14 protein-coding genes are annotated in these 17,748 nt (G+C 71.2%); 10 read left to right on the top strand and 4 right to left on the bottom strand.

The genetic code is table 11. The annotated features are described in order from the left end of the window. Positions 1–53: 53 nt before the first annotated feature. Together OG758_RS40940 and OG758_RS40935 are read right to left on the bottom strand one after the other, a co-directional pair. The gene (locus OG758_RS40940) at positions 54–1,625 is read right to left on the bottom strand and encodes an acyl-CoA synthetase (protein ID WP_326714506.1); all 1,572 of its coding nucleotides are present in this window, start codon (positions 1,623–1,625) and stop codon (positions 54–56) included. After that, positions 1,622–2,749, bottom strand: coding sequence for an NAD(P)H-dependent flavin oxidoreductase (locus tag OG758_RS40935; RefSeq protein WP_326714505.1), 1,128 nt, complete (start codon positions 2,747–2,749; stop codon positions 1,622–1,624). The genes OG758_RS40940 and OG758_RS40935 overlap by 4 nt, the downstream gene beginning before the upstream one ends. Positions 2,750–2,910: 161 nt before the next feature. Here OG758_RS40935 and OG758_RS40930 point away from each other — a divergent pair, with 161 nt between their 5' ends. Beyond that, positions 2,911–4,731 (top strand): serine hydrolase, encoded by a 1,821-nt coding sequence (locus OG758_RS40930; RefSeq protein WP_326714504.1) that lies wholly within the window; start codon positions 2,911–2,913, stop codon positions 4,729–4,731. Here OG758_RS40930 and OG758_RS40925 read toward each other — a convergent pair. Together OG758_RS40925 and OG758_RS40920 are read right to left on the bottom strand one after the other, a co-directional pair. Continuing rightward, complete coding sequence (locus OG758_RS40925) at positions 4,720–5,370, bottom strand: TetR/AcrR family transcriptional regulator (RefSeq protein ID WP_326714503.1); 651 nt, start codon at positions 5,368–5,370, stop codon at positions 4,720–4,722. The two genes, OG758_RS40930 and OG758_RS40925, sit on opposite strands and share 12 nt — an antisense overlap. 113 nt (positions 5,371–5,483) lie before the next feature. Then, positions 5,484–6,548 carry a LacI family DNA-binding transcriptional regulator gene (locus tag OG758_RS40920; protein ID WP_326714502.1) on the bottom strand — a complete coding sequence of 355 codons (1,065 nt, stop codon included), beginning with the start codon at positions 6,546–6,548 and terminating at the stop codon, positions 5,484–5,486. 264 nt (positions 6,549–6,812) lie between these two features. Between OG758_RS40920 and OG758_RS40915 the strand changes: the two genes are divergently transcribed. The 9 genes from OG758_RS40915 (at position 6,813) to OG758_RS40875 (ending at position 17,746) form a co-directional block, all read left to right on the top strand. Beyond that, entirely contained in the window at positions 6,813–8,084 is a 1,272-nt protein-coding gene (locus tag OG758_RS40915) for an ABC transporter substrate-binding protein (protein ID WP_326714501.1), read from the top strand. Between the two features lie 12 nt (positions 8,085–8,096). Next, a complete protein-coding gene (locus OG758_RS40910; RefSeq protein WP_326714500.1) occupies positions 8,097–9,068 on the top strand; it encodes a carbohydrate ABC transporter permease in 972 nt (323 codons plus the stop codon). Beyond that, the gene (locus OG758_RS40905; RefSeq protein WP_326714499.1) at positions 9,055–9,936 is read left to right on the top strand and encodes a carbohydrate ABC transporter permease; all 882 of its coding nucleotides are present in this window, start codon (positions 9,055–9,057) and stop codon (positions 9,934–9,936) included. Before OG758_RS40910 ends, OG758_RS40905 begins: the two co-directional genes overlap by 14 nt. 94 nt (positions 9,937–10,030) lie before the next feature. Further along, on the top strand, positions 10,031–10,762 hold the full coding sequence (locus OG758_RS40900; RefSeq protein ID WP_326714498.1) for an SDR family NAD(P)-dependent oxidoreductase: 732 nt from the start codon (positions 10,031–10,033) through the stop codon (positions 10,760–10,762). Continuing rightward, a complete protein-coding gene (locus tag OG758_RS40895; RefSeq protein ID WP_326714497.1) occupies positions 10,750–12,543 on the top strand; it encodes a heparinase II/III domain-containing protein in 1,794 nt (597 codons plus the stop codon). Before OG758_RS40900 ends, OG758_RS40895 begins: the two co-directional genes overlap by 13 nt. A gap of 58 nt (positions 12,544–12,601) precedes the next feature. Further along, the gene (locus tag OG758_RS40890; protein WP_326714496.1) at positions 12,602–14,530 is read left to right on the top strand and encodes a DUF4962 domain-containing protein; all 1,929 of its coding nucleotides are present in this window, start codon (positions 12,602–12,604) and stop codon (positions 14,528–14,530) included. A gap of 1 nt (position 14,531) precedes the next feature. After that, positions 14,532–15,152 carry a DUF624 domain-containing protein gene (locus OG758_RS40885; protein ID WP_326714495.1) on the top strand — a complete coding sequence of 207 codons (621 nt, stop codon included), beginning with the start codon at positions 14,532–14,534 and terminating at the stop codon, positions 15,150–15,152. Next, on the top strand, positions 15,149–15,313 hold the full coding sequence (locus OG758_RS40880; RefSeq protein WP_326714494.1) for a hypothetical protein: 165 nt from the start codon (positions 15,149–15,151) through the stop codon (positions 15,311–15,313). The genes OG758_RS40885 and OG758_RS40880 overlap by 4 nt, the downstream gene beginning before the upstream one ends. Positions 15,314–15,373: 60 nt before the next feature. Beyond that, positions 15,374–17,746 carry a polysaccharide lyase 8 family protein gene (locus tag OG758_RS40875; RefSeq protein ID WP_326714493.1) on the top strand — a complete coding sequence of 791 codons (2,373 nt, stop codon included), beginning with the start codon at positions 15,374–15,376 and terminating at the stop codon, positions 17,744–17,746. The last annotated feature ends 2 nt before the right edge of the window (positions 17,747–17,748 follow it).

The following is a 17,748-nucleotide window of genomic DNA, read 5'->3' as shown; positions in this document are numbered from 1 at the left end:
GAGCGGCTCGGGGGATTGCCCCGGGCCGCTCCCGCGTCAGGCCTCAGCGCGGGTCACATCGCCCGGGTGCGGCCCTCCCAATAGGGGTCGCGCAGGCGGCGCTTGTAGAGCTTGCCGTTCGGGTCGCGCGGCATCGTCTCGATGAAGTCGACGGTCTTGGGCCGCTTGTAGCCGGCGAGTTGGCGCTCGCAGTGAGCGAGGATCTCGGCGGCGAGCGCGTCTGTGGCGGTGTGCCCCTCCGCGGGTTCTACGACCGCCTTGACCTCCTCGCCCCAGTCGTCGTTCGGGATCCCGAAGGCCGCGGCGTCGGCGACGGCCGGGTGGGTGAGGAGTGCGGACTCGATCTCGGCGGGGTAGATGTTGACACCACCCGAGATGATCATGTCGATCTTGCGGTCACGGAGAAAGAGATACCCGTCCTCGTCGAGAATGCCGAGGTCGCCGACGGTGAAGAAGTCGCCGATGCGATTCTTCTTCGTCTTGCTCTCGTCCTTGTGGTACGAGAATCCGCCGGTGCTCATCTTCATGTAGACGGTGCCGAGTTCGCCGGGCGGCAGCCGGTTGCCGTCGTCGTCGAACACGGCGAGTTCGCTGATGGGCCAGGCCTTGCCGACCGTGCCCGGCTTCTTCAGCCAGTCCTCGGCGGTCGCGAAGGCGCCGCCGCCCTCACTGGCCGCGTAGTACTCCTCGACGCTGTGGCCCCACCAGTCGATCATCGCGCGTTTGACGTGGTCGGGGCAGGGCGCGGCGCCGTGGATGGCGTGCCGCATCGCCGACACGTCGTACGCGCTCCTGACGCTGTCGGGCAGGGCGAGCAGGCGGTGGAACTGGGTCGGCACCATGTGCGTGTGCGTGCACTTGAAGGTGTCCATGAGGCGCAGCATGTCCTCGGGGGTCCACTTGTCCATCAGGACGAGGGTGTGTCCGATGTGCAGGGACGCGCCCGCGAACTGGAGCACGGCGGTGTGGTAGAGCGGCGAGCAGACGAGGTGCACGTTGTCGTCGAACGGCTTGATGCCGAAGATGCCGAGGAAGCCGCCGAGGTAGGTCTCCTCGGGGAGCTTGCCGGGCAGGGGGCGGCGGATGCCGCGGGGGCGGCCCGTGGTGCCCGAGGTGTAGTTCATGACCCAGCCGAGGGTGCGGTCGTCCGGCACCGACTCGGGCTGTCCGTCGAGGAGTTGGGCGTAGGGGCGGAAGCCGTCGATAGTTCCGACGGCGTACCGCTGCCCGGCGGGGAGTGCCGCCTCGTCGGCGGCGGCCACGGCCTGTTCGGCGAACCGCTCGTGTGCGATGAGGACCTTCGCTCCGGAGTCGGCGACGATCCAGGCGATCTCGGGGCCGACGAGATGGTGGTTGACCGGGACGAGGTAGAAGCCGGCCTGGGAGGCGGCGAGGTACGCGGTGAAGAACTCGACTCCGTTGGGCAGGACGACGGCGAACGCGTCACCTCGTTCGAGCCCGGCGGCCCTCAGGCCGTGCACGAGCTTGTTGACGTCGGCGTGCAGCCGGCCCGCGGTCCACTCCTCCCCGTCGGGTGCGACGAGGACGGTACGGCCGGGATCCGCGGTGGCCTGGGCCCAGAATCCGTTGGGGGGCGCGCTGTTGGTGTGGGGGCCTGTGCTCACGACTGGCCGCTCCTTCCTGCGATGCGGTTGATCCGGTCGACGGCGCGCTCGAAGCCGCGCGTGAGGTCGTCGAACACGGCCTGGACGGGGCGTTCGCTCGTCATCCGGCCGACGATCTGTCCGACGGGCGTGCCGAGCAGCGGATCGACCTCGTACTTCTGGATGCGGGAGACCGCCTCGGCGACGAGCAGCCCCTGGAGCGGCATGGGCAGCGTGCCAGGGCCCGACGGGTCGTCCCACGCGTCGGTCCACTCCGTGCGGAGCTGGCGCGCGGGCTTGCCGGTCAGGGCGCGGGAGCGGACGGTGTCGCCGGACCCGGCCGCGAGGAGTTTGCCGGTGAGGGCGCGGGAGTGGAGGTCGGCCTCGGTGGTGGTGAGCCAGAGGGAGCCGAGCCAGACGCCCTGGGCGCCGAGCGCGAGGGCCGCCGCGATCTGCTCCCCGCTGCCGATGCCGCCGGCCGCGAGGACGGGCAGTGGCGACACGGCGTCGACCGCTTCGGGCGTGAGCACCATGGACGCGATCTCGCCGGTGTGTCCGCCCGCCTCGTAGCCCTGCGCGACGACGATGTCGATGCCCGCGTCCGCGTGTTTACGGGCGTGCCGGGCGCTGCCCGCGAGAGCGGCCACGAGTACGTTCTGGTCGTGGGCGCGCCGGACGACGTCGGCGGGCGGTGAACCGAGCGCGTTGGCAAGGAGTTTGATCGGGTAGTCGAAGGCGACGTCCAGCTGGTTGCGGGCGACCTGCTCCATCCAGCCGGTGATGCGCCAGCCCGACGCCTCGCCCTCGGCGAGTTCGGGCACGCCGTGCTTGGCGAGGGTGTCTCTGACGAACTGGCGGTGCCCTTCGGGGATCATCGCCTCGACGTCGGCCTCGGTCAGATTCTGGTGGTTGGGGCCCTCGACCTTCTTCGCGGGCATCACGACGTCGAGCCCGTAGGGCGCGCCGTCGACGTGTTCCTCCATCCAGTCGAGGTCGCGGGCCAGGTCGTCGGGTGCGGTGTAGCGGACCGCGCCGAGCACACCGAACCCCCCGGCCCTGCTGATGGCGGCGGCCACCGCCGGGAAGGGCGTGAAGCCGAAGATGGCGTGCTCGATCCCCAGTTTCTTGCTCAGCTCCGTCTGCATGGGCGCAGAATGCCGCACTCCTCCGAACGAGGGAAGACACTTTCTGATGCTGCGTCAGATTTTTGCGGCGCAATTCCGAGGCTTGACACGACCGGAACCTGACATGAAAGTTTCATCCGTCGAGCTAGATCCCGAAAGATACTTTCAGAAGGGGTTCGTTCATGACCGACGGCGCGGCGGACAGATTGCACGACACGGACGACGGACTCTCCCGTCGCCAACTGGGCGCGAGTGTACTGGCGTTGAGCGGGGCACTGGCCCTCGCCCCGTTCCCGGCGGGGCCCGCCGCCGCCGCGGACACACACACGGACGGGCACGCCGACGGGCTCGGAACCACGCTGCGCCGCGGGTCCCCGGAGCGGGCCGGACTGATCGCCGGGCATCTGCGCCAGCTCGTCGCCGACGCCGAGAAGTTCCTCGCCCCCTCCCCCAAGCACCCCTGGTACGCGGGCGCCGTCCTGCTCGCCGGCCGCGGCGGCACGGTCGCTCTCCACCAGCCGATCGGCAAGGCCGTGCGCTACTCGGCCTACGACGACAAGACCGACACGGGTGTGGAGTTCCCCGCCGACCAGCAGATCGCGGCGGCCGAGGACACGGTCTACGACCTGGCCTCCGTGTCGAAGCTGTTCACCTCGCTCATCGCCGTGCAGGAGATCGAGCGCGGCAAGCTGGAGCTGGAGGCCACGGTCGCCTCGTACATCCCCGACTTCTCGGGCGCCGGCAAGCAGGACATCACGATCCGTCAACTCCTCACGCACACCTCGGGATTCCGCGCCTGGATCCCCCTCTACAAGGAGACGACGCGCGAGGGGCAGCTCCGGCTCATCTGGAACGAGGCGCCCCTCAACCCGCCCGGCACCGTGTACCTCTACTCCGACCTCAATCTGATCTCGCTCCAGCTGGTCCTGGAGAAGCTCACGGGCCAGACCCTGGACGTACTCCTGCGCGAGCGGATCACCGGCCCCCTCGGCATGCGCCGCACCCGCTACAACCCGCCCGCGTCCTGGAAACCGAAGATCGCCGCGACGGAGGACGCGCGCCTGCCCTGGTCCGGCCTCGACCGCGGACTCGTCTGGGGCGAGGTGCACGACGAGAACGCGTTCGGGCTCGGCGGTGTGGCGGGCCACGCCGGTGTCTTCTCCTGCGCGTGGGACCTCGCGATCCTCGGCCGCACCCTCCTCAACGGGGGTTCCTACGGCAAGGCGCGCATCCTGTCCGAGGAATCCGTACGGCTGCTGTTCACCGACTTCAACCAGGCGTTCCCCGGCGACGAGCACGGTCTCGGCTTCGAGCTCTACCAGCACTGGTACATGGGCGCGATGGCGACGCCACGCACGGCCGGGCACACCGGCTTCACCGGCACGTCCATCGTCCTCGACCCGACGACCGACTCGTTCCTCATCGTGCTCGGCAACTCCGTGCATCCCGTGCGCACTTGGCGATCCGGCTCCGCTCCCCGGGTCGCCGCGGGGAACAACCTCGCCCGCGCCGTCGCGGTACGCCCCGCGCACGGGCGCACCGCCTGGTTCTCCGGCATGGTGAGCGCCACGTCGGCGACGCTCACGCTGCCCGCACTCGACGTCACCTCCGACACGGCGAGCCTCGGCTGCGACCTGTGGTGGGACACGGAACCGCACTCCGACCTCCTGTATCTGGAGGTGTCGGCCGACGCCGGGGCGACCTGGCAGCCCCTGCCGTTCACGACCACCCGTAAGGGAGAGGACGCCGAGGACCACCCCAAGGGCACGGCCGACGGCTGGTCGGGCCGCACCTGGCACCGCCTGACCGCGGCTCTCGGCACCTTCAAGGGCGGCAACGTCCGCCTGCGCTGGCGCTACGCGACCGACCAGCTGTACGTGGGGCGCGGGGTGTACGTGGACGGGGTGCGCGTCACCGACGGCCGCCGGACGGTGTTCGACGAGACACGCCCGTCCGACGCGGCGCGGATCGAGGCGGTGGGGTGGTCGCCCTCAGAGGACTGAGCGCGGCGCCGACGAGGCCGGGGATGCCTGGGCGGGCAGGCGGGTCCGGGGACGTTCGATCGCGTACAGCGTGAACGTCTCCAGCTCGTCCGCCGCCGCGTCCAGGTCGAATTCGGGGTGCGTCAGCCAGTGGGAGATCACCCCCTCGATGGCGCCGCCGACGGCGAGCGCCACCATCTGCGGGTCGAACTCACGGAACACGCCGGCCCGTTGGCCGTCGGCGAGCAGCCGGACCAGCATGCCCCAGCGCCCCACCGGGGACGCGGCGCCACTGCGCCGGTCGAGGAGCATCTCGGCGATGACGCGGACGTGGCGCCGCTCCGTACGCTGGTAGCCGACCACCGAGCGCACATAGGCGACGACGGCCCCCTTCGGTCCGGCCGCGTGTGCCACGCGCTCGGTGACGTACGCCGTGACCGAGTCGAGGACGTGCGTGAGGGTCGCCTGCGTCAGGTTGTCCTTGGACGAGAAGTGGTAAAGGACCGCGGCCTTGGACATCCCGGCCTGCTGGGCGATGGCCGACAGGGATGCCGCGGCACAACCCCTGTCGCAGATCAGGTCGATCGTCGCCTCGATGAGCTGACCGCGCCGCACCTGCTCGGTCGCGGTCGGCGTCGTGTCCGCACGGCGAGGAGCCATGACGGCGCCACCTCGTTCCTTCTCGGCCCCCCCACGGTCACTCGACCGTACCCCGCGCACTCACTCCCGTTGACAGGCCCGACGTCCCCCATGCGCGGGCCTTTGTGCCCTCCTCACCGGGCACCAAGGCCTTTGGCCGGGCCCGCCGCGGTCGACTCCCGCACGACGAGTCGCGGCCGGATCAGGAGCGAGCGCCCGGCTCCCGACGTGGACTCGATGCGGGCGCGCAACTGCTGGAAGGTCTCCGCCGCCATCTCCGGGAGCGGCTGGCGGACAGTGGTCAGCGGGGGCTCGAAGAGCTCGGCGAGCAGGATGTCGTCGAACCCGACCACCGAGACCTCGCGGCCCGCGCTCAGCCCCGCGTCGCGGGCACCCCGGCACACGCCGATCGCACACATGTCGTTGATCGCGACGAACCCGGTCGGCGGCTCCGGCGCGGACAGCAACTCGCGCGCGGCCGAGCGGCCCAGCTCGGCGGACTCCTTGTCGCCGAACTCGCTGGTGGCCGCGCCCGGCCAGACCACCCCCTGGGTGGGGTCGATACCCGCCTCCTCCAGGGCCGACCGGAAACCGCGCAGCCGCTCCCGCCGGTTGACGCTGTTGACCGAGCCGGAGACGAACGCGAGCCGCCGGTGGCCGAGGTCGAGGAGATGGCGGGTGGCCAGTTCGGCGCCCATCGCGTTGTCGACGCTGATGCTGGCCAGGGACGGCGGGTCACCGGCCTGGGCGGCGCGGTCGAAGGCCACCATCTTGAGCCCCCGCTTCAGCAGGGGCGCCACGTGGTCGAGCGAGGGGAGGGAGGAGCACAGCACCACGCCGCTCACCCCGTCCGCGAGGAGTTCCTCGCCGTACTTGAGCTCCCTGGCCGGGTCGCGCTCGCTGTTGCACAGGAGTACGTGGTAGCCCTCGGCGAGCGCGACGGCCTCCAGCTCACGGGCGAGGGCACCCCAGAACGGGTTCGCGACGGAGGGCACGATGAGGCCGATGACCTGGATGCGACCGGTGCGGAGCATGCGGGCCGCGCGGTTGGGCCGGTAGCTCAACTGCTCTATCGCCTGCTCGACCCGGGCCAGGGTGGCGGGCTGCATCCGGTCGGTGCGGCCGTTGAGAACGTTGGACACCGTGCTCGCGGACACTCCGGCCGCCTCCGCGACCTGATGGATCGTAACCCCGTTCAATGCCGTGCCACCTCCGGCTAGCTGCGACTTCCCGACTGTCCCGTGCAGTGTTCCACTCCAGTGTACCGATTTACTAGATCTGGTCAGCAGGTTCAGCGAATCAGTGGCTCCCGTGATCGGCCCAAAAGATTGTTGTGCACGGGCTGTTGACGCCTCTCGCGAGCGACTCCTAGCCTCACTGCATCGATTTACCGGCGTTTCCGGCCGCTCACAGGTCACTCTCCGCTGTATCGATTGACCATTCCGCCTCACAAGGGGTGTCCCATGGAACTCACGAGACGATTGCTGCTGACCGCACTCGGTGCGGGTACGGCGGCCGCGGTCACGGGCTGCGGCACCGGCTCCTCGTCCGGCGGCTCGGCCGGCGGCCCCGCCGAAGGTGAGATATCGCTGCTCACCCCGATCTTCGAAGGCTCCGACGGCAAGAAGCTCCTGGAGCAGGAGATCCTCGGCGGCTTCCGCAAGAAGCACCCGGACGTCAAGGTGAACGTCGACTACACGACGTACACACAGCTCAACGAGAAGATCACCACCGCGCTCGCGGGCGGGCTGCTGCCCGACGTGCTGATGATGGGCGTCGGCTGGATCCCGCCGTTCGCCGCGAAGAAGGTACTCGCCCCGCTGCCCGAGTCGCTCGCGACCCGCCACGACTACGAGCCGCGGGTCCTCGAACCGTCCCGCTACGACGGGAAGCTGTACGCCCTCCCGACCGTGATGGCCACCCGGCTCGTCGCCTACCGCAAGGACCACTTCGCCGCCGCCGGCATCAAGAAGTCACCCCGCGACTGGACCGAACTGCGCGCCATGGCGAAGCAGTTGACCAAGGGCGACCGGCTGGGCTTCGACCCGTTCTCGATCGACCTGCGGCAGTGCTGGGAAACCTTCCTGTACGCCAACGGCGGCTCCCTGTTCAGTGCCGACGGAAAAAAGGTCGCCTTCACCGACGGGCGAGGGGTCGAAGCGCTCCAGTTCTTCAAGGATCTGAGCGCGGACGGCTCGGCCGACTACGCGAAGAAGACGGACGCGGACGCCGGGGCTCCCACCAACCTCCAGACGGGCAAGGCCGCCATGATGATGACCGGCAGCGGCCTGTGGAAGCAGCTCCAGGACCAGACGCCCGAGCTCATCGAGAAGGACCTGATCGGGGCGTTCGTGCTGCGCAACCGCAGGCCCGCGATGCTCACGGGCGGGACGCTCGTCACGCAGTCCGCGCGCAGCCGGCACCCGGCGGCGGCCCGCGCCCTCGTCGAGTACCTCGCCGCGCCCGACTCGATCCTCGCCGCCGCCGAGCAGCGCGCCACCGTGCCCGGTCTGCGCGAACTGCGCTCCACCTCGTACGTCAAGAAGAACAAGCTCGTCGACTTCTCCCAGCAGAACCTCGGCAGCGCCTGCGCCGAAGGCGGCACCCCGGCCTGGATGGAGATCCGCGAGAAGATCAAGCCGACCCTCGAACCCGCCGTCGTGGGCGGCCGGTCCGCGAAGAGCGCGATCGCGGAGCTCGGGCGTCTCGCCGAGGCCGCCATCGCGCGGATGTGAGGGGCTGTCACCGTGGGAGCCCTCTCCGTGGCGAAGGCCGGCCCCGCGCGGCCGCCCTCGCCTCCCGAGTCACCGAAACCCTCTCGCAGCAAGGCCGTTCGCGGCGGCGCCGGTCCCGGCGCACGCCGTCGCAGGGCCGGTCTGCTGATGGTCGCGCCCGCCCTGCTGCACGCGGCGCTGTGGATCGGCCTGCCGGTCGTGGCCGCCGTCTTCCTCGCGTTCACGTCGTACGACGTCCTGTCCGCACCGAAGTTCGTGGGCCTGGACAACTTCCGCGACATGTTCGGCGACGCCGTGTTCCGCAAGTCGATCCTGAACACCGTCGTGTACACCTTCTTCACCGTGCCGTTCGGCATGGCGCTCGGGCTGCTGCTCGCGCTCGGCCTGAACGCGGGGCTGCGGGCGCGCGGGGTCTTCCGGACCGCGATCTTCCTGCCGCAGGTCACCGCGACCGTGGCGATCGCCCTCGTCTGGCTGTGGATCTACAACCCGCGCAACGGCCTGTTCACCACGCTGCTGAGCATCTTCGGCGTGGAGAGCCCGGCCTGGCTCGCGTCCACGACGTGGGCGATGCCGTCGGTGATCCTCGTGGGGATCTGGCAGGGCATCGGCATGAAGATGCTGATCTATCTGGCCGCGCTGCAGAACCTGCCGAAGGAGCTGTACGAGGCCGCCTCCGTGGACGGCGCCTCGAAGGTGCGCCAGTTCTTCTCCCTCACGCTTCCCCTGCTCAAGCCCGCCACGTTCTTCGTCCTGATCACCTCGATGATCACCGCGTTCCAGTCCTTCGACCAGATCTACATCCTCACCGACGGCGGCCCCGCCAACAGCACCACGATGATGACGTACGAGATCTACAAGTCCGCCTTCCGGGAGTTCCGCGTCGGCTACGCCTGCGCCCAGTCCCTCGTGCTGTTCGTCCTGCTGATGGCGTTCACCCTGGTCAACCGGCGGATGATGGGAGGCACCCGTGGCCAGGCTTGAGTCCCGACCCCGGGTGTCGCCCGGACGCGTCGCCCTGTACGTGACGCTCGCGCTCACGTCGCTCGTGATGGTCGTGCCGTTCGTGTGGATGGTGGTGACCTCGCTCAAGACACCGGCGGAGATCGCCTCCGAGCACTCCGGACTCCTGCCGTCGCACTGGGAGTTCGGGAACTACGTCGACGCCTTCAAGGCCGCTCCGTTCGCGACGTACGCGCGCAACAGCTTCGTCATCGCGCTCAGCCACACGGTCCTCAACGTGCTCGTCGCGTCGATGGCCGGCTACGCACTCGCGCGGATCAGGTTCCGCGGCAGCGACCTCATCTTCTACTGTTTCATCGCTGCCTTGATGATCCCGACGTACACGAAGGTCCTGCCGGAGTTCCTGATCGTGCGGTTCATGCCGCTCGCCGGCGGCAACGACCTCTTCGGCCAGGGCGGCAGCGGCTGGCTCGACTCGTGGTGGGCGCTGATCGTGCCCGGGGCCGTGACGCCGTTCGCCGTGTTCCTGTTCCGGCAGTTCTACCTGGACCTGCCCGTGGAGCTGGAGGAGGCGGCGCGGCTCGACGGGCTGGGCGAGTTCCGGATCTACGCCCGGATCATGACCCCGCAGGTCAAGCCCGCCCTCACCACGGTGGCCCTGCTCACCTTCGAGTCGTCCTGGAACAACTTCCTGTGGCCGCTGCTCGTGACGCGCACCGACAGTCTGCGCGTCATCCAGGTCGGCCTGTCCGTCTTCAGGACGGAGAACGGCACGCACTGGCACTTCCTGATGGCGGGGACGACGCTCGCCACGCTGCCGATGGTGATCCTCTTCCTCATCGGCCAGCGCTACTTCGTCCAGGGCTTCGCCACCGCCGGCCTCAAGTGACCCGCCGCCCCATCCCCTCTTCGTCTCTTCGCCCACTTGCTCGTGAAAGGGCTCTGTCTCCATGTCTGTTGATCTCCAAGGTTCCCGTGCGCTCGTGACGGGAGCCGGCCACGGCATCGGCCGTGCCATCGCCGTCGGACTCGCCGCGGCCGGCTGTGACGTCGCCGTGCACTTCCACAGCTCGCCCGAGGAGGCCGAACGGACCGTCGCCGCGATCGGGGCGCTCGGCCGCCGCGCCAAGGCGTTTCCCGCGGACGTCACGGTGACCGCCGACGTGGACCGCCTCGTCGCGGAGGCCACCGGGTTCCTCGGCGGTCTCGACGTCCTGGTCTGCAACGCCGGGCATCTCATCGGGCGGGCCACCGTCGCCGAGATGAGCGACGAGCACTTCGAGCGGGTCGTCGACACCAATCTGACGTCCACGTTCCGCACCTGTCGCGCCGCGCTCCCCCACCTCACCGGGTCGGCGGCCGGCCGGATCGTCACCATGTCGTCGCTGGCCGCGCACAACGGCGGCGGGCCCGGCTCCGTGCCGTACGCGGCGGCGAAGGCCGGGATCCGCGGCTTCACCAAGGCCCTGGCCAAGGAGGTCGCGGGGGCGGGCATCACGGTGAACGCGGTCGCGCCCGGCTTCATCAAGGGCACCGCGTTCCATGACACGTTCACCGCGCCCGAGGCCCAGCAGGCGATGGAGGCGGGGATCCCCGTCGGCCGCGCGGGCACGCCCGAGGACGTGGCCGCCGCCGTGGTCCATCTCGCCTCCCCGGCCTCCGGTTTCCTGACGGGTACGACCCTCGACATCGACGGTGGCGTATGGCCGCGGTGAAGCGGATCCCCCGCGAGCGCGGCGGCTGGTGGCACGCGTACGTGTGCCCGGCGCACGGCGTCGAGCTCGACCACGGCGACGTCCTCGGCGGCGTGTTCCCCAAGGACGGTGCCCGGTGTCCGCGCGGCTGCCGAGTGGACACCCCCGCCGTGCGCGGCGCCTGGACCGTCCTCTCCCATCAGGCATGGGCCCGGCGCCTCCGTGTCCTGGCCGAGTGCGGCGAGGACACGGAGGCGGTGTCCGGACTCGTCGAGTACACGTCCCTGTACGCGGAGTTGGCGAGCCGGCACCACGACGACGCGCAGCCGTGGATGCTGCGCGGCCGGCTGTTCCACCAGGCGCTCACCGACGCGATCTGGGCCGTGAACGTCGGACACGCGACGTGGACGCTCGGCGCACGCGGCACGGCCGGGCTCGCCGCCGTGCTCCCCCTGCTCGACGAGCTGGAGCGGGCGGCCCTCGACGCCCGGGACGTGCTGGTCGCACGGGGCGACCTGGCGTCCAACTACACGACGTGGCTGACCGCGGCGGGGATCGCCACCGGGCGGGCCGCGGCGGCCGTGCGGGGCGTGCCCTGGGACGGAGCGAAGCAGTGGCTGGAGGGCCCGCACGGCCTGTACGCCCATCTGCGGGCCTGCGTCGCGGACGACGGCTGGGAGTGGGAAGGCAGCACGTACTACCACGGGTTCGTGCTGCGCGCGGCGCTCCTCGCGCTGCGCGGCACCGATCCCTCGGCCCTGCCCGGCGACGTGGCCGCCCGCCTCGGCGGCATGGTCGACGTCCTGGCCGCGATCGCCACGGACGGCGGTGTCCTGCCCGCCCTGCACGACGGCCCGTATCTGCGCGACCCGCTCTCTCTCGAGTGGCTCGAACTGTGCGCACTGGCAAGGCAGTTCGCGCCCGCGCCCCGCATGGACGCGGTGGCGGCACGGGCCCGCGCGGATCTCGCGGGCGCAGACGACGGCCTGGACCGGCTCCTCGACGGCTGGTTCACGGGCCCCCCGCTCCCGGAGCGCTCCGCACCCGCTCCGGTCACGGTGTTCGGCGACGCGGGATACGCCGTCGTGCGCGCCGCGGGCGTCCACGCCGTCCTCGACTTCGGACCGCACGGCGGCTCGCACGGCCACCGCGACAAGCTCTCTCTGTACCTGTACGGGGTGACGGCTCCGTGGCAGCCCGATCCCGGACAAGTCCCTTACGCCCACGACGAGTTCCGCGACCTGTACGCCTCGACGGCAGCCCATCCCTCCTTCCGTGTGGACGGCGCCGAGCAGGCCGAGTGCGCGGGCGCGCTGCTGAACGCGGACGACACGTCGGCCACGGCCGAGGTGACCACGGCCTACGAAGGGGTCCGAGCGGTCCGGCGGGTCGAGGCGGGAACCTGTCACCTGGTCGACGTGCTGACGGTTACGGGAGAGCGGGGGGCACTCGGGCGGGTGTCGGCGCAGCTGCGACCCGGTGTCGCCCTCGACCTCCAGGTGCAGGCGACCGGTCCGGTGCGCACGACCTGGTACGGGGACGAGCTGCTGCACGGCTGGCACACCACGTCCACACCCGTCCGGCCCTTCTGCCGGCCCGGTCCGGGTCCGGCCGACGATCCCCAGCAGCAGCGCACCCGGGTCGACTTCACCGCCCGGGACACGACGCGGGTCGTCTTCGCGTCGGTGTACCAGTCGGCGTCCGCCGGGCCCGCCGTGACGGACGTCCGGCTGACCGAGGAGGGCCTGGTGGTCGTCTCCCTGGCCGACGGATCCCGCCGCGTGCACCGGACGGAGGCCTGAGATGCTCCTGTCCGCGACGCCGCCTCCGGGGCCCCGTCCGTTCCAGGAGCGGCGGCTCATGGACGAGGCCGTCCGCCACCGCGCCCTCACACCGCCCCGCCGGCACCCCGAGGCGTCGATCACCTGGCTCGGCCCGGCCGCGTCGAACCCCGCCCTCGCGTACCGCGTGAGCGGCGACCCGGCGCATCTGGCGGAGGCCGAGCGCTGGATCGGGGCGGCGACGGGTTTCGCCCACTGGGGCAGGGCCCACATGCCCGACCACGACCTGGACGCGGGCTGGCTCCTGCACCATCTCGCCCTGGCCCACCACTGGCTGGGCGACGCCCTGTCCGACGAGACGCGCACGCTCCTGCGGTACAAGCTGATGGTGCAGGGCCGGCGCCTGTACGACTTCGCGGTGGCGACGGAGGGCCGCTGGTGGTCCTCCTCGTACTGGCAGAACCACAACTGGATCTGTTACGCGGGCCTGGCCACCGCGGGCTACGTCCTCGGCCGTGAGGAGTGGACCGAGCGGGCCAAGGACAACCTGGGACGCGTCCTCGACCTGCTCCCCGAGGACGGCTCGCACGCCGAGGGCGTCGTGTACTGGCGCTACGGCGTGCCCTGGCTGGCGATCCACCTCGATCTGCTCCAGGAGTGCGAGGGTCTCGACTGGTGGGGGCGCGGCGGGTTCATGGAGAACACGTTCCGCTTCCGGCTCCACCAGTCGGCGCCCGGGTTCGCCGAACAGACGGGACACGGCGACTGCCACGACCGGCTCAGCGGGCACAGCGCCGCGCTCTATCACCGTCTCGCGGCCGCCTACGGGATCGGCGAGGCCCAGTGGCTCGCCGGTCTCGTCGGGCGCGAGCTGCTGGGACGCGAGGCGGCCGAAAGCGGGGTGCGGCCGGGAATCCTGCCCGAGGCCTACCTGGAGTACCTCTGGTACGACCCCTCCGTCGGTGCCCGCCCGCCGGCCGCGTCGGACACCCACGCACAATTCCCCGACCTGGGCCTCGTCACGGCCCGCACGAGCTGGGCCGACGACGCGACGTTCGTGTCGTTCAAGGCCTCGCCCGGCGGTGGCCACAAGGCGTGGGAGACGGCGGCGAGACACCGGGCGGAGCTCGGCTGGGACACCCTCGACACCGGCCACCACCACCCGGATTCGGGCTCGTTCGTCCTGCTGTCGCAGGGCGCGTTCCTCGCGGTCGACGAGGGCTACAGCAACCGCAAGCGGGCCGCCCACCACAATCTGCTGCTCGTCGACGGGCAGGGTTTCGCCGACGAGGACCGCTATCACGTCTACGAGGGAATCCCTCACGAGCGCCGGGCCCGCATGCGTGACGTCCTCGCGGGCGGTGGCTGGGCACATGGCACGGCGGAGATCGGCGCCATGTACGACCCTCACCTCGGGGTACACCGCCTCGACCGCACCCTGGTCTGCACACCGTCGGGGCGGCTGGTGCTCCTCGACCTGGCACAGGCCGAGGAGGGCGCCGCCCGCGAGTGGACGTTCCTGCTCCAGACCGACGAGCCCACGGTCCCCGAAGGTGACGGGTGTACGCGGCTGATCCGGGCGGGCGAGGCGCGCGCGACGGTGACCCGGCTCGCGCCCGACGACGTCCGCACGGAGTCCGGCGTGACCGAGGTGGCGGCCAACCCCACTTCCAGCACACCGGAGTTGACGGTCACCAGGACACTGCACACGTTGCGGGTGACCACGCCTGCCGCTCGCCGCGCCACGTTCCTGACCGTGATCGAGCCGGGCGCACAGGTCACCGCGCGCGCGGTGGACTGCGCGCACGGGCACGGCGTGACATTCGGGTCCGAGACCGTGCTGCTCTCGCCCGTGGAGCGGCGCGTCGAGGGGGCGGGTGTGCGGGCCGACGCGGCGGCGGTCCTCGTGAGCGAGGGCCGGCCGGTGCACGTGGTGGCCGCACGGCGTGTGGAGGTGGACGGCCACATCGTCCTCGACGTTCCCGAACCGTTCACCGGAGGTGTGTGACATGGCGACCGCTCTCTCACCGGGCCGCTTCGCGGACCGGGGGCTGCTGCGGCGGCTCGAGTTCGTGGCGTACCCGGCGGCCGCCGGGGCGGCGTTCGCGGTACTCGCGCTCGGGGTCGTGACCTGGCTGCCCGCCCTCGCCGCGCTCGCCCGGGCCCTCCAGCGCTGGCGCACGGACGGCGACAGCCACATGTTCTCGGGCGTACTCAAGGCCTTTCCGCACTACTGGCGGTCGCTGTGGCGGCACGGGCTGTTCTCTACAGGCGTCGTCGCGCTGCTCGTCGTGAACACCCTGTATCTGTTGAGCAGTTCGAGCCCGTACGCCTTCGTTCTCCTGGCCGCACAGGCGGGGATCGCGGCGACCGTGGTGGTGCATCACACCGCGCTGGCGGCCTGCGCGGGCATCGCTCCCGAGGCGTCCGTCGGTTCATGGACGCGCGGCGCGCTCACTCTCTCCTTCGGCTCGCCCGCCCGCGGCACCGCGCTCCTCGGCGCCGTCGTCTCCGCCGCACTGCTCTCACTCGTCGTCCCGCTCGGCCCGCTGCTCCTGGGGCCGAGCGTGCCCGTTCTGCTCGCCCTGTCCTTCGCCGATCCGTCCCCGACCGGAGGGAACCCCGCATGAGCCGCATCGTGCTCGTCGCCGCCCTCACGGCAGCCGCCCCGCTCGCGTTGCCCGCGCACCCCGCCGCCGCGGCGACCGCGTACTACGTCGGCCCTTCGGGCAACGACGCCGTGGGCACCTGCGGCAGCGCGTACGACCCGGCCGGCCCCTGCCCCTCCTGAGCACTCATCGCCCCTTTCTTCTCTCCCGCTCCTTCTCCCACCCCTTCGCGAGGTCCTCTGATGACTCAGCACGCCTCCAGACGCACCGTCCTGATCGGCGCCGCCGCCGCCCTTGCCCTGACCGGGCTCCCCGTCGCCATGCCGTTCGCGCGGGCCTCGGAGAGCCCCGGCGCCACTTCTCTGCTGGCCCGTTGGCAGGGGCTGCTCACCGGCGGGCCCGGTCTCGACCCGGCCGACCCGCAGATCGCCGCCGCCGTCGTCCGGATCGGCCGCGCCGGCACCGCCGCGGCCCAGGGTCTCGACCCCAACCGCACCGACGGCCTGTGGCCCGACCTGACCAGCACCACCGTGTCCAACCACGTCACCACCTCCTTCAAACGGCTGGCCACGCTGGCCACCGCCTGGGCCGTCCCCGGCACCCCGCAGCACGCCGACGCCGCCACCGCCGACCTCCTGCTGCGCGGCGTGGACTGGATGCTCGACCACCGCTACGGGCCCGATTTCGAGCGGTTCGACAACGACTGGGACTGGGAGATCGGCTGCGCGCTCGCCCTCAACGACGCGGCGGTCCTCCTCCATGACGTCCTGGGCGCGGACCGGCTCGCGCGTGTCACGTCCGCGGTGCGCCACTACACGCCCGACCCCAATCTGTGGCGCGCCGACCGGCAGATCGCCACGGGTGCCAACCGCGTGTGGATCTGCACGGTCGCCGCCGTCAACGCCGTGCTCCGCGACGACGCCGACGCGCTGGCCCGCGTCCGTGACGCGCTGTCGGACGTGGAGGGGGCCGGCGCGAACAGCGTGCTGGCCTTCAACGACGACCAGACGGGGACGGGCGAGGGCTTCTACTCCGACGGCTCCTTCCTCCAGCACTACAAGCACCCCTACAACGGCGGTTACGGCAAGGAACTCCTCGGCAACCTCTCCCGGCTCCTCCATCTTCTGGCCGCCACGCCGTGGGATGTGACCGACCCCGACGTGGCCAACGTGCGGCGCTGGGTGACCGAGGGGTTCGACCCGCTGATGGCGCGCGGTGACATGCTCGCGCCGGTCTGCGGCCGGGAGATCGCGCGCTCCAGCAAGCAGGGACACGTCTCCGCGCAGACGGTCATCGAGGCCGTGCTGCGCCTGCTGCCCGGCGTCCCGGCCGCGGAGACCGACCGTTTCACCGCGCTGGTGAAGCAGTGGATCACCGAGGACACCTACCGCGACTTCCTCGCAGCCACCGATCTTGCCTCGCTGGTGGCCGCCCGCGATGTGCTCGGCTCCGGTGTCCCGCCCCGCGGACGGCTGGTGACGCACCGTCAGTACCCCCGAATGGACAAGGCGGTGCACCACAGGCCCGCCTTCACGTTCGGCGTCTCCACCTACTCGACCCGCATCTACAACTACGAGTCCATACAGAACGAGAACCTGCACGGCTGGCACCTGTCCGACGGCATGACGCTGCTGTACGACGACGACCTCGGTCACTACAGCGAGGACTACTGGCCCACCGTCGACCCGAAGCGCCTGCCCGGCACCACCGTCCTCACCGGACGCCCGGCCGAAGCGGAGGGGCAGCGCACCACCAGCACGGCCGACTGGGCGGGCGGCACCGCACTGCCCGGCACGACGCTCGGCTCGTACGGGATGGACCTGCGGGCCTACGGCAGTTCACTGCGAGCGCTGAAGAGCTGGTTCTGCCTGGACGACGTGATCGTGCACATGGGGTCGGGCGTCAGCGCGGACTCGGGCGACGCGGAGACGATCGTCGAGAACCGCAAACTGCGCGATCCTCAGGCGCGGTTGACGGTCGACGGTGACCGCTTCGACGGATCCGGTGAACTCGCCGACGTCCGCTGGCTGCACCTCGCGGGCACCGGCGGCTACGTCTTCCCCCGCCCCACCCGCGTTCGGGCCCTGCGGGAGGAACGCACCGCGACCTGGCGGGAGATCAACCTCAAGTACGGCACCGACACCCCGGTGACACGGCCGTATCTGACGCTGTGGCAGGAACACGGGACGGCGCCGGCCGACGCCGGGTACTGCTGGCTCCAGGCGCCGGGCGCGTCCGCCGACCGAACCCGGAGACTCGCCCTGGCGCCGCCCGTACGCCCGGTGGCCACGACGGCGTCCGTGCACGCCGTGCGGCGCGGCGCTGACGGGCTGCTCGCCGCGAACTTCTGGGCCGGGGGCCGGGCGGGCGAGCTGGCCTCCGACGGTCCCGCCTCCGTCCTCGTACGGCCCGACGGCAGGACCGTGACCGTGGCGGTCAGCGACCCCACGCAGCTGCGCGACCGCGTCACGCTCGACCTCGCCCTGCGCGGTCTCACCGTCGCCCGGGCCGACACCGGCGTACGGGCCGAGCGCACCTCCGCCGGGACACGCGTCACCGTCGACACCGCCGGCACGCACGGCGCCACCTTCGCCCTCACCTTCGCCAGGAGCTGACC

The sequence above is a fragment of the Streptomyces sp. NBC_01474 genome (assembly GCF_035918215.1).
Lineage (GTDB): Bacteria > Actinomycetota > Actinomycetes > Streptomycetales > Streptomycetaceae > Streptomyces > Streptomyces aureus.
The sequence above is the reverse complement of the archived record's forward strand: the minus strand, read 5'-3'. Positions and strand labels throughout refer to the sequence as shown.